Here is a 12,818-nt window from a genome sequence, read left to right as displayed (position 1 = left end):
AGTATAGTAAAACAGGTGATGTTGTGCATTTTATTTTTCATAAATTGTATGAAAACCCCAACATTTATTATAGAACCCCTTTTTTCTATATGATTTTAAAAATATAAAAACGCCCGGCTATGCCGAGCGTTTGGTAAGTCTAATTGTGCTTATTTACGTTCGATAATGTGGTCAATTAAGCCGTATTCTTTAGCACGTTCTGCAGTCATGAAGTTATCACGGTCTGTATCGCGAGCGATGATATCTAGCGATTGACCTGTTTTTTCAGACAGGATTGTATTTAATTTTTCGCGTAAGAATAAAATACGTTTAGCAGCGATTTCGATTTCTGTTGCTTGCCCTTGTGCACCGCCAAGTGGCTGGTGAATCATTACTTCTGCGTTCGGTAATGCAAAACGCTTACCTGGCTCACCTGCTGCAAGTAAGAAGGCACCCATAGATGCTGCCATACCGATACAAATTGTAGATACTTTTGGTTTAATGTAGTTCATCGTATCGTAAATGGCCATACCAGCTGTGATGGAGCCACCTGGTGAGTTAATGTAAAGCGTAATATCTTTATCTGAGTCTTCCGCTTCAAGGAATAATAATTGTGCAACGATTGAGTTCGCTACATTATCATCGATAGCACTTCCTAATAAAATAATACGGTCTTTTAGTAGGCGTGAATAAATATCATACGCACGCTCTCCACGACTTGTTTGTTCAATAACTGTAGGGATTAAATTCATACAAAATATCCTCCTTTTAAAAAGGTAAATTCGAATGCTCAATGCTGATAAGGCAAGAACCCATCAGCTGTACCATTATCATACACATAATAGTCAAGGAAGGTCAAATATAAACTCTGACTTCTTTTAATTACTTTTAACCTTCATTTACAAAGTTTAATAGTTGAAATGTGCACCTGTCATTTGTATAATGAATAAGTCATGACTACTTGGCCCTCGTGGTTTAATGGATAAAACGCAAGATTCCGGTTCTTGAACTGGGGGTTCGATTCCCTCCGAGGGCGCCACTATAACATGTTAACCTTGTTTTGTATACAAGGTTTTTTTATTTGTCTGCTTCTTTTATACCTTCTCCGTAGTAACTGTTCAAAAAAAAGACAAAATTCGATAAAGAAATACTTTATTCTACATTAACTACTTGAAAAACCAAAAGATTATTAGTAAATTATTAAATGTTGTACTTAATTGCGAGTAGATACGTAAATTCAGCATGCTTTCATGAAATATGACATAATTTTTATAGGCTGAATTGTAGCTATAGTCGCATATACTATCATGCCCATATTCGGGCACCATTTTACTGTTTCAATTATATATATGTTATAGCAACACCTGATTCTACATTCATAGTTTAGCAGCCTGTGAATGTGCAGGGGAATGAGTAGGATAAAATGAAGATCACTGTACCGATTCCATTTTATCCTAAATTCATTCTTCTTAAACTATTTCTAACAAAATAATTCAAAGCTGGATTTGATGAAATAATAAATTGGGTTTTCATAATAGTCGTCACGAGAAGTGGCGGCTTTTTTGTTGCATAAAAATGAAAGGTAAATGATTCCCAATTGTATGGATTAACGAATAATTATTTGATTTTAACCATTTTTCTCGGTAAATTCGTTATAAAAATTCATCGATGTGAAAAAATAATCATTTTTTATAAAATTTCCTGTTGTATATAAATTCAGAACTTACTATAATGAGTAATATCAAAAATAGACAACAATTGACTGATAATTGACTAAGGAGGAATTGTATATGTTTAAAAAACCTTTATTTAAAATCGTAGCACCATTGGCAGCGGCATCGATGTTATTAGCTGCTTGTTCGGGAGATGAGGCAAAAAACTCTGAAGGTGGAGAAATCACAAAAATTGTGGCAGGGACAGAAGCAACCTATGCACCATTTGAATATTTAGATGATAAAGGGAATGTAGTCGGCTTAGACGCTGAGATTTTAGCGGCCATTGGTGAAGAAATGGGCGTTGAAACAGAAATCAAAAATGTTGGTTGGGACTCCATGATGAGCCAAGTAACAACAGGAGAAATTGATATGGGAGCGGCTGCCATCACGATTACAGATGAACGTTTAGAAACGTATGACTTTACAGAGCCATATTATGAAGCGTCTTTATTAATCGTGACGAAAGAAGATTCTAAGATTGAGTCATTTGAAGATTTAAAAGACAAAAAAGTATCTGTACAAATCAATACAACAGGTCATATCGCAGCGCAAGAATTACAAGGAGTTGCAAGCTCTAACATTTTAGCATATGAAAACTTCTCAGTAGCATTAACGGAAGTATTAAACGGTTCTTCAGAAGCAGCAATTGGGGATAATGCCGTAATTTTAGAATACATTAAAAACAATCCGGATTCAGGATTAAAAGCAATCGAAGATGATTCATTTGAAGTAGATTACTTCGGTTTTATGGTGAAAAAAGGAAACAAAGAATTACTTGATTTATTAAACGAAGGATTACAAAAAATTAAAGATAACGGTAAATTAGCAGAAATTACAGGTACTGAAATCGAGTAAACTATAAATGGAGGTGTTTCAGATGGAGTTGTTTGATTTTTTCCGTTGGGACATAATCTGGAACTACCGTGAGCTATATCTTAAAGGTATTTGGGCAACAATTTTATTAACATTAAGTGGTTATGTCGGAGGGGTATTCCTCGGTCTATTCCTCGGACTTGGACAAATGTCAAAAAATAAACTCATTTACTGGCCATGTAAAATTTATGTCGATATATTCCGTGGCACACCGATGCTTGTACAATTATTATTAATTCACTTAGCGGTAATTCCAACGATCTTCGGTCATGCGATGAGTTGGTGGGTATCGGGTATTGTAGGATTAGTGTTAAATAGCGCAGCATACAATGCAGAAATTTTCCGCGCGGGTATCCAATCGATCGATAAAGGACAAATGGAAGCAGCGCGTTCACTTGGATTAACGCATACACAAGCAATGCGTAAGGTAATTTTACCGCAAGCGTTCCGCCGTATGATTCCACCGCTTGGCAATGAGTTTATTGCATTATTAAAAGATTCATCGCTTGTGACAGTCATCGCAGGTGCAGAAATCTTATACGTAAGTAAAGTCGTAGCGGGAACGTATCAGCGTTTCTGGGAGCCGTACTTATTTGCAGCGTTCCTCTATCTTGTCTTAACGTATGCGGTAACGAAACTAATTGCATTTGTAGAAAAGCGTGTGAGCATTGAGTACACGCCACGTAAAAAGAAAGGGCGTGCCGAGACATGATTAAAGTAGAAAACCTACACAAATATTTCGGTAAGCTTGAAGTGTTAAAAGGCATCGATTATGAAATACACGAAAAAGAAGTTGTTTGTGTAATCGGGCCATCTGGTTCAGGTAAAAGTACATTCCTTCGTTGCTTAAACTTATTAGAGGAAGTAACAGACGGAGCCATTTATATTGAGGGCGTAAAAATTAATGATCCGAAAACGAATATTAATGATATTCGTACGGAAGTAGGCATGGTATTCCAGCAATTTAATTTATTCCCGCATATGACGGTATTAGATAATATTACAATGGCCCCGATGCAAATTCGGAAAATGAGCAAAGCAGCGGCTGAAAAACTAGCATTAGAATTGCTAGATAAAGTAGGATTGCGTGCAAAGGCAGATAATTTCCCACAGCAACTGTCAGGTGGACAACAGCAACGTGTCGCCATCGCCCGTGCACTTGCGATGAAGCCGAAAGTCATCTTGTTTGATGAGCCGACATCAGCACTTGACCCAGAAATGGTAAATGAGGTGTTAGATGTCATGAAAGACTTAGCCAAAGAGGGCATGACAATGGTGGTCGTCACGCACGAAATGGGCTTCGCACGTGAAATGGGTGACCGTGTGCTCTTTATGGACGGTGGTTACATCATTGAAGAAGGGCATCCTGACGATGTATTTGGCAATCCACAACATGAGCGTACAAAAGCATTTTTAGGGAAAGTGTTAAAATAATGAGGAGAACATCAGCTTGCACTATTTGGGTGTAAGCTGATGTTTTTATTATCTACTGAGAAAATCCATTCAAGACGGGCGACTTGAATGGATTTTTTGTCGGAGAGTACAGTATAGGCTTAGATAGATCATCGTATAATAAAGAACAGCAACTTAAGGGGTTAAGATGTGTCCATTTATCGTGAGGGAGTTAATAAAGGGAGTTTAGTTCGGCATATTTTTTGCTTTTCCAGCCTGACCGTATGCATTAAGCATAATATTCATATCTGGTTGTGCAAGTTGTGGCACTTGATACATACCGCGTTTGTTTAAGTAAAGCGAAACTTCATAGGCCATTTCTACGCAGTTTGGCACCGAGTCTTGTAATACGCGACGGACAACAGGGTTTGTTGATTCAAGCGCAGCTTGTGTTTTTCCAACAGCGCCTGTTTTATGCATAGAAAGGAGCGCCCCCGCGATAATTGCGTCATCAATTTCATTAGGAGATTGAATTGGTTTTTTCGGCTCGCCAGCGCTTAATCCGTATTTGACATCGTTACCCATTTGCATGTTGTACGTTTTTGTTGGGTGTTTTGGATCATGCCCTGTTTTATAGGCTTCTGCTGTAATGTTGTATTCATCGAGCATGAAAGCATATTGGCGATCTAAAATGCCGAGTAATTCTGGATCTTGAATTTGGTCTCGCATGAGTACACATTGGTTTAATGCGCCAATAGCAGCACTTAACACTTCATGTACATCCATTACTTCATGCGCCCCATGGTTCATTGAAATTGGCTGTTGATTACCTTGAGATTCAGACGGTTGTGTAAACATAAAGTAAGTCCTCCATTTCTTTAGTTGGTACGCAATATATTGTGGCTTTTATTGACGTCATTATGCATAATTAATAATAAGTAATAAATTCAAATAAAAGGGGTCTTTGGATGAAACAGGATAACAGAGGGAGTGCTAAGGTTGCTTTAATTGTTATTATGGTGATAATCGGTATTGCTTTGTTCACCGTTGTATTGAAATATAATAGTCTTGCGAATGGTGAAGAGCAAATTGATGCAGGTTGGGCGCAAGTTGAAAATCAACTCCAGCGAAGATTTGACTTAATTCCCAATTTAGTAGAAACGGTAAAAGGTTATGAAGCGCATGAGGAGGCTATTTTTACACAAATTGCAGAGGCGCGTACAAACTACGGCGCTGCTTCCACGACAGAAGAAGCCGCAGTAGCAAATGATGAATTAACGACGGCGTTAGAAAAGTTAATGGTCATTGTAGAGGCGTATCCGGATTTAAAAGCAAATAAGCAGTTTACGAGATTAATGGATGAGTTAGCTGGCACAGAGAATCGGTTGGCTGTTGCGCGGAAAGATTATAATGAAACCGTACAAGATTTTAATAGTCATGTTCGGACGTTCCCTGGGAATCTGATTGCAGGTATGTTTGGCTTTGAGAAAAAGGCTTATTTTGAGGTAAACGAAGGGGTGGCAGAAACACCTACCATTGATTTCGGGGGAGAGAATGAATGAAGCAGAGGGTATTGTTACTTATTGCATTGTTTATCTTTGTTCTCCCGCTGAGTATATCGGCAGAAATCCCTCCTCGACCAACAACAGCTGGATTTGTATTTGATTATGAAAATGTGATTGATGATGAAGTTGAAAAAGAGATTAATGATTTTGCAAAAGAATTACAAACACAGGGGATTATGGAACTGTTTATTTTAACAGTACCGACGATTGGTGATTTAGAGGCTTATGAGTATGGGGTAGAAGTATTCCGTGAATGGGGAATTGGTGATGCAGAAAAAGATAATGGCATGCTTATTTTTGCGACAACCTCTCAAGGAGAAGGGAATAATAAAGTCCGTATTGCGACCGGTTACGGGCTAGAGGGGGATTACCCGGACGGTAAAACTGGTGAAATGCTGGATACGTATATGGTGCCAGCATTAAAAGAAGGGGATTATACAAAAGCGTTTGCACAAGTGGTAGAGGCCATTCGAGCAGAAGAAAATATCGAGCACACTTGGCAACAATCAGACGTATTTGTGGAGGAAGTTCACTGGATTTATGAAGTAATTGGTGCTGTTTTTTTCGGTGGTCTTTTGTTAGCGATTTTATCCGTGATAGGCTGGATAGGGTGGGGAATAATGAAATGGATGTTCCGGAAAATGCAGGGGACATTTTATTGGTTTTATCAAAAGCTGACAGGCCAAGATATCCGCTCGGAAGGCTATAAAGCGTATTTAGCAGCAAAAGCAGCAGAAGCAGCTGCGTGGGAAGCTGAACGTGAGAATAGGCAGTCTAGTAGTGACTCGAACTATGACTATGGGAGTAGCGATAGTTATTCAGGCGGTGGTGGTGATTCAGGTGGCGGTGGCTCAGACCGTAACTTTTAAAAAAAGGTCTTTTTGCAATTGCTGGTAGGAAGCCTGAACGCGCAGTATACTGAGGCGAGAAGGAGTGTATAACATGCAAAAAGTGATCTTTTATTCTCGTCCACACTGTTCGCTTTGTGAGGAAGGAATCATAACGCTAAAGCTTGTACAGGAGGACATCCGATTTAAAATTGAAGTATTAAATATTGAAGAGGATGACATATTACATGAAAAGTATATGCTGATGATTCCCGTTGTTGAAAAAGACGGTAGGGTGATTCAATACGGTCAGTTGGATTATGTCACACTATACGAAGCGCTTAGTGTAGATTAAGTCTCGTTTTACGAGATGTGGTCTACACTTTTTTTATTATTTATTGAGTTTGTGTAAATAATAATGAAATAAATTGCATAAGAGAGCAATTCATACTACAATAAAATTACAGAAATATTTTTTTACTACTAATGGGACAAAAATATTTTGAGTGGGACAAAAAACGACCATACAGATAGTAGGTGAGTATATGGACGAATCTTCATTGTATGGAGTAGGACGTAAATTAATACCTGAAATCGATGTACTTTTGAAAAAACGATTTCGGATTTTACAGGCAATTCATATTGCAGGCCCGATTGGTAGACGGACATTAGCAGAACTTTTACATGCAACGGAGCGTGAAATTCGAAATGAAACATCGCTTTTGCATGAACAACAATTAATTGATATTGGCCAAAAAGGTATGATTTGTACAGAAGTAGGGTATGAAGTACTTGAGAAGTTAAAAACGCTGTATCATGAACTCGCCGGTTTTACGCAAAAAGAGCAACAGCTTGCCAAAGTATTAGGAATTGAAAAAGTCATCATCATTCCGGGGAGCTTTCAAGATGAAGCATCACGCACATTGCTTGGCAAGGAAGCGAGTCAATTACTAACGCATCTAGCACAAGCGAATAGCAAAATTGCAGTCACTGGCGGTAGTTCGGTTGCCTGTATAGCACCGTATTTACAGCCCAATGAGCAGTTACCAAGTTCGCAGTTTATCGCAGCACGAGGTGGAATAGGTGAAGAGATGAGCTTGCAAGCAAATGTGCTTGTCGCCCAGTTTGCGCAAGCGTGTCATGCCTCGTATAAAACGCTTTTCTTACCTGAGTTCTTAAGTGAGCAAGCGTATGTTGCGATGAAAGCAGAGCCAAGTGTACAAGAAATGATTCATTTATATGAACAGGTCCAGATTGTTGTGCACGGGATCGGCACGGCAGAAGAAATGGCCGAAAAGCGAGGTAGCACCGAGGCAGAGAAAAGAATGCTTCGTGAAAAAGGGGCAGTCGGTGAGGCATTTGGTTATTATTTTGATGAACAAGGTGAAATTGTGCATCAAATTCGCACAATTTGTATCCAACCGGAACACGTAAAAAATAGTCACCACGTTATTGCTATTGCGGGGGGCGCTCAAAAAGCAAAAGCCATCAAGGCATACTTTAAAAGTGCGGCACAGCAAACAATTTTTATGACAGATGAAGCTGCTACAAATGAAATGTTGTGATAACTAGCTTCACGCTATTATTATAAAATACTTTATTTGGAGGAATGAACATGGCATTACAACTAGCAATTAATGGTTTTGGTCGTATCGGTCGATTAGTATTCCGCGAGGCGTTGAAACACGATGAGTTTGAAGTAGTGGCAGTAAACGACTTAACAGATGCAGGTCAGTTAGCACACTTATTAAAGTATGACTCTGTTCATGGTGTTTACGAAGCAGATGTCACAGCGGAAGAGGATGCTTTTATCGTAAATGGTAAACGCATTCGTGTATTTTCAGAAAAAGACCCATTAAATTTGCCATGGGGTGAATTAGGCGTTGACGTTGTGTTAGAGTGTACAGGGAAATTCCGTTCAATGGAAGATGTATCAAAGCATGTGCAAGCAGGCGCAAAAAAAGCCATTCTCTCCGCACCAGCAAAAGGTGAAATGCCAACATTTGTGATGGGGGTAAACGAAGAATACTACAATCCAGAAACGATGGATGTCATTTCGAACGCATCCTGTACAACAAACTGTTTAGCACCAGTTGCTAAAGTGTTAGATGAACATTTTGGCATTAAGCGTGGTATGATGACGACAATTCACTCGTATACGAATGATCAACGTATTCTTGACTTCCCGCATGCCGACCCGCGTCGTGCTCGTGCTGGTGCAGTGTCTATGATTCCAACAACAACAGGTGCAGCGGTTGCTGTATCAAAAGTATTGCCACAACTAAAAGGGAAATTAGATGGTTTCTCGATGCGTGTGCCAACACCGAACGTATCATGTATTGACTTAGTTGTAGAAGTTGACAAAGATGTGACGGTCGAAGAAGTGAATGCTGTATTAAAAGAGGCTTCAGAAGGGCCATTACAAGGCATTTTAGGTTACAACGAATTACCGCTTGTCTCCATTGACTATAACGGCAATCCAGCTTCTTCAACGGTGGATGGTTTATCGACAATGGTTATGGAAAAGCGCATGATCAAAGTAGTTGCTTGGTACGATAATGAAATCGGTTATTCAGCGCGCTTAATGGACTTAGCCCTTTATTTAGTAAAGCGCGGGTTAAACTGAAAAATTAATTGTGACATACTTTTGCCGGATTGAAGAAAAAGTGTGTCACAATACGATAAAATGTAGATGAAAAGTATAGCCTTTATGACATTGAACTATTATAATGTATAAAGGTAAAAGGACGAGCGGTTTACCGACTCGTCCTTTCTCTTCATTTTGAGTGAAGATATAGCCTTTGGGCATAATTAATTTGTAACAAACGAGGGAGTCGCTTCGTGCTTACAAGAGACATACATATCGACTTTTGTTACTATTAGAGCGAAAGTCTACTATAAAAAGGTTAGTGCCTTTTTCTAAAATTGAAGGAGGGTTTTCTTCATGTTTTTAAAGAAGACGATGGATGATGTAGATGTAAAAGGGAAACGCGTTTTTGTACGCGTAGATTTTAACGTACCAATGGCGGAAGGCAAAATAACGGATGAAACACGTATTCGTGCAGCCATTCCAACAATCCAAGCTTTAGCAGAAAAAGGCGCGAAAGTTATTTTAGCTTCTCACTTAGGGCGTCCAAAAGGCGAAGTGAAGGAAGATATGCGCTTAACAGCTGTGGGCGAGCGATTAGCTGAATTAATGGGTCAACCAGTGAAAAAGCTGGATGAATCTATCGGTGAAGCAGTAGAAGCAGCAGTTGCTAGCATGCAAGAGGGCGACATTGTTTTACTTGAAAACGTTCGCTTCCATAAAGGCGAAGAGAAAAATGATGAAGAGCTGTCAAAAGCTTTCGCTAAATTAGCGGATGTTTATGTTAATGATGCGTTTGGTGCAGCTCACCGTGCACATGCTTCAACAGAAGGGATTGCAAAATTCGTTGACGTAGCGGTGTCTGGTTACTTAATGCAAAAAGAATTAGACGTGCTAGGAAAAGCATTGTCAAACCCAGATCGCCCATTCACAGCGATTATTGGTGGTGCGAAAGTAAAAGATAAAATCGGCGTAATCGAAAACTTACTTGATAAAGTAGACCACTTAATCATTGGTGGTGGCCTTTCATTTACATTTATAAAAGCACAAGGCTATTCGATTGGTACATCTTTATTAGAAGAAGACAAAATCGAGTTAGCCAAATCGTTTATCGAAAAAGCAAAAGAAAAAGGCGTGCAGCTGCATATGCCAATCGATGCGGTAGTAGCAAATGAATTTTCAAAAGATGCGGAAACACAAACAGTAGACATCGATGCGATTCCTGCTGATTGGATGGGGCTTGATATCGGACCAAAAACAGCAAACGTATATGCGGACGTTATCAAAAATTCGAAGCTTATTATTTGGAACGGTCCTATGGGCGTGTTCGAAATGGATAAGTTTGCACATGGTACAAAAACAGTAGCAGAGGCAATGGCTGAAACAGAAGGCTATACAGTGATCGGTGGCGGTGACTCTGCAGCAGCAGTAGAAAAATTTGAAGTAGCTGACAAGATGAGTCATATTTCAACAGGCGGTGGCGCTTCATTAGAGCTGATGGAAGGGAAAGCACTTCCAGGCATCGTCGCACTAAACGATAAGTAACGGAGGGAATTTATGCGTAAACCAATACTTGCAGGCAACTGGAAAATGTATAAGTCATTTGACGAAGCAGTAGAGTTTGTCGAAGCAGTACGAGAGTCTATTCCTTCAGAGGAAAAAGTAGATGCAGTCATTTGCGCCCCTGCGATTTACTTACCAACTTTAGTCGATATCGCTACAGAAACCGATTTAGCAATCGGCGCGCAAAACATGCACTTTGAAGAGGAAGGTGCATTTACAGGTGAGGTTAGTCCGGTACAATTAGCCGCGATTCATGTGGATTATGTCATTTTAGGACACTCAGAGCGTCGTGAAATGTTTAACGAAACAGACGAAGCAGTCAATAAAAAAGTAAAAGCAGCACTTGTACATGGCATTGTACCAATCATTTGTTGTGGGGAAACGTTAGCAGAGCGTGAAGCTGGCCAAACAGAAACGAAAGTGTCTGGCCAAATTCGCGCAGCACTCGAAGGGTTCACAGCAGACGAAGTGTCACATATGGTCCTTGCATATGAACCAATTTGGGCAATCGGTACAGGTAAAACAGCGACAGCGGATGATGCAAATGAAACATGTGGCGCTATTCGTAAAGTGGTAGCGGACATGTACGGATCCGCAACAGCTGAAGCGATTCGCATTCAGTACGGTGGCTCTGTCAAACCAGAAAATATTGTCGAGCTTTTATCGAAGGAACATATTGATGGTGCCTTAGTTGGCGGTGCGAGTTTACAAGTAGATTCTTATTTAAAATTATTGGAGGCCGGCGCAAATGCCTAAACAGCCAGTAGCATTAATTATTTTAGATGGTTTTGCTCTTCGCAATGAAGTGAAGGGCAATGCCGTAGCACAAGCAAACAAACCAAATTTTGATCGTTTTTGGAACGCTTATCCGCATGCAACACTTACTGCATGCGGTGAGGCGGTTGGTTTACCAGATGGCCAAATGGGGAACTCTGAAGTAGGACACTTAAATATCGGTGCAGGTCGCATCGTATATCAAAGCTTAACGCGCATTCATAAGTCAATCCGTGAAGGGGACTTCTTCCGCAATGAACGATTCCTTGCAGCGGTGGAACATGCGAAAGCAAATGGTTCTAAACTTCATTTAATGGGTTTACTCTCTGATGGCGGTGTACATAGTCATTATGAGCATTTATTTGCACTACTTAAATTAGCAAAAGCAAACGGTTTAAAAGAAGTATATGTACACGGTTTCCTAGATGGTCGCGATGTAGGTCCAACAACAGCGCTTGAATATATCGAAGAAGCAGAAAAGCAAATGACGGAGATTGGTATAGGGAAATTTGCATCGATTCACGGTCGCTATTATGCAATGGATCGCGACAAACGCTGGGAACGTGTGAAGCTCTCGTACGATGCACTTGTAGATGGTGTAGGGCATACGGCAGCGACAGCAAAAGCCGGTGTACAATCAAGCTATGTACGTGAAGTGGTAGACGAATTCGTTATTCCGTTTGTCATTACACAAGAAGGGCAGCCTGTTGCAACGATTGATACGAATGATGCGGTTGTATTTTTCAACTTCCGTCCAGACCGTGCGATTCAATTATCAACAGTGTTTACAAATGATACGTTTGCAGGCTTTGAGCTTTCAGAAAAGCATCCGACAAATTTATCATTCGTCTCGTTCACGCACTATAGTGAGGACGTAAATGCACTCGTTGCATTTGAAAATGATAACTTAACGAATACATTAGGTGAAGTGATTGCTGAAAATGGCTTAACACAGCTTCGGATTGCCGAAACAGAAAAATATCCACACGTGACATTCTTTATGAGTGGTGGTCGTGAGGAAACATTTGCTGGGGAGGAGCGTATTTTAATTCCTTCACCGAAAGTAGCGACATATGACTTAAAGCCTGAAATGAGTGCTTATGAAGTAACAGATGCGTTATTAGCAGCAATTGAAGCAGATAAATTTGATGCGATCATCTTAAACTTTGCTAACCCGGACATGGTAGGGCATAGCGGTATGCTAGAGCCAACGATTAAGGCGATCGAAGTCGTAGATGAGTGCTTAGGGAAAGTCGTGGATGCCATCATTGCAAAAGGTGGCGCGGCGATTATTACAGCTGACCATGGTAACTCAGATGAGGTTATTACACTAGAGGATTTACCAATGACAGCTCATACAACAAACCCAGTACCAGTCATTGTCACAAAAGAAGATGTTCATTTACGTGAAGACGGTATTTTAGCCGATCTTGCCCCAACAGTGTTATCGTTATTAAATGTGGCACAACCTGCTGACATGACAGGAAAAACATTGATTAGTGAATAAGCTACAATTTGTAGTGGAATATATTTAGTATCTTTA

The 12,818-nt window shown here is 40.0% G+C and carries 13 protein-coding genes and 1 tRNA gene; 12 read left to right on the top strand and 2 right to left on the bottom strand.

From position 1 onward, the window contains the following. Positions 1 to 149 precede the first annotated feature (149 nt). Complete coding sequence (gene clpP / locus AC3II9_RS04000; RefSeq protein ID WP_391371382.1) at positions 150 to 731, bottom strand: ATP-dependent Clp endopeptidase proteolytic subunit ClpP; 582 nt, start codon at positions 729 to 731, stop codon at positions 150 to 152. Positions 732 to 943: 212 nt separating this feature from the next. Between clpP and AC3II9_RS03995 the strand changes: the two genes are divergently transcribed. The 4 genes from AC3II9_RS03995 to AC3II9_RS03980 all read left to right on the top strand — a co-directional run bounded on the left by AC3II9_RS03995 (position 944) and on the right by AC3II9_RS03980 (position 4,001). Then, positions 944 to 1,018: transfer RNA gene (locus AC3II9_RS03995), tRNA-Arg, on the top strand. Between the two features lie 751 nt (positions 1,019 to 1,769). Next, on the top strand, positions 1,770 to 2,549 hold the full coding sequence (locus AC3II9_RS03990; protein ID WP_489153316.1) for a basic amino acid ABC transporter substrate-binding protein: 780 nt from the start codon (positions 1,770 to 1,772) through the stop codon (positions 2,547 to 2,549). Between the two features lie 22 nt (positions 2,550 to 2,571). Then, positions 2,572 to 3,279: an amino acid ABC transporter permease gene (locus AC3II9_RS03985; protein ID WP_391371378.1), complete on the top strand. Its 708-nt coding sequence runs from the start codon at positions 2,572 to 2,574 to the stop codon at positions 3,277 to 3,279. Beyond that, a complete protein-coding gene (locus AC3II9_RS03980) occupies positions 3,276 to 4,001 on the top strand; it encodes an amino acid ABC transporter ATP-binding protein (RefSeq protein ID WP_391371375.1) in 726 nt (241 codons plus the stop codon). Before AC3II9_RS03985 ends, AC3II9_RS03980 begins: the two co-directional genes overlap by 4 nt. A gap of 204 nt (positions 4,002 to 4,205) precedes the next feature. Here AC3II9_RS03980 and AC3II9_RS03975 read toward each other — a convergent pair whose 3' ends face one another. Next, on the bottom strand, positions 4,206 to 4,817 hold the full coding sequence (locus tag AC3II9_RS03975) for a spore coat protein (RefSeq protein WP_391371373.1): 612 nt from the start codon (positions 4,815 to 4,817) through the stop codon (positions 4,206 to 4,208). A 110-nt stretch (positions 4,818 to 4,927) separates the two neighbouring features. On the opposite strand from AC3II9_RS03975, the gene AC3II9_RS03970 reads away from it, so the two are divergent. The 8 genes from AC3II9_RS03970 (at position 4,928) to gpmI (ending at position 12,782) form a co-directional block, all read left to right on the top strand. Further along, a complete protein-coding gene (locus tag AC3II9_RS03970; protein WP_489153314.1) occupies positions 4,928 to 5,521 on the top strand; it encodes a LemA family protein in 594 nt (197 codons plus the stop codon). Then, the gene (locus tag AC3II9_RS03965) at positions 5,518 to 6,393 is read left to right on the top strand and encodes a TPM domain-containing protein (RefSeq protein ID WP_489153312.1); all 876 of its coding nucleotides are present in this window, start codon (positions 5,518 to 5,520) and stop codon (positions 6,391 to 6,393) included. Before AC3II9_RS03970 ends, AC3II9_RS03965 begins: the two co-directional genes overlap by 4 nt. 73 nt (positions 6,394 to 6,466) lie before the next feature. Continuing rightward, entirely contained in the window at positions 6,467 to 6,706 is a 240-nt protein-coding gene (locus AC3II9_RS03960; protein ID WP_489153310.1) for a glutaredoxin family protein, read from the top strand. Between the two features lie 190 nt (positions 6,707 to 6,896). After that, positions 6,897 to 7,916 carry a sugar-binding transcriptional regulator gene (locus AC3II9_RS03955; RefSeq protein ID WP_489153308.1) on the top strand — a complete coding sequence of 340 codons (1,020 nt, stop codon included), beginning with the start codon at positions 6,897 to 6,899 and terminating at the stop codon, positions 7,914 to 7,916. 50 nt (positions 7,917 to 7,966) lie between these two features. Further along, the gene (gap, locus tag AC3II9_RS03950; protein ID WP_489153306.1) at positions 7,967 to 8,977 is read left to right on the top strand and encodes a type I glyceraldehyde-3-phosphate dehydrogenase; all 1,011 of its coding nucleotides are present in this window, start codon (positions 7,967 to 7,969) and stop codon (positions 8,975 to 8,977) included. A 318-nt stretch (positions 8,978 to 9,295) separates the two neighbouring features. Next, positions 9,296 to 10,483 carry a phosphoglycerate kinase gene (locus tag AC3II9_RS03945; RefSeq protein WP_489153304.1) on the top strand — a complete coding sequence of 396 codons (1,188 nt, stop codon included), beginning with the start codon at positions 9,296 to 9,298 and terminating at the stop codon, positions 10,481 to 10,483. A gap of 12 nt (positions 10,484 to 10,495) precedes the next feature. Further along, entirely contained in the window at positions 10,496 to 11,257 is a 762-nt protein-coding gene (gene tpiA, locus AC3II9_RS03940; protein ID WP_489153303.1) for a triose-phosphate isomerase, read from the top strand. Continuing rightward, positions 11,250 to 12,782: a 2,3-bisphosphoglycerate-independent phosphoglycerate mutase gene (gene gpmI / locus AC3II9_RS03935; protein WP_489153301.1), complete on the top strand. Its 1,533-nt coding sequence runs from the start codon at positions 11,250 to 11,252 to the stop codon at positions 12,780 to 12,782. The genes tpiA and gpmI overlap by 8 nt, the downstream gene beginning before the upstream one ends. The last annotated feature ends 36 nt before the right edge of the window (positions 12,783 to 12,818 follow it).

This window comes from Lysinibacillus sp. RU7, from assembly GCF_057837305.1.
The sequence above is the reverse complement of the archived record's forward strand: the minus strand, read 5'-3'. Positions and strand labels throughout refer to the sequence as shown.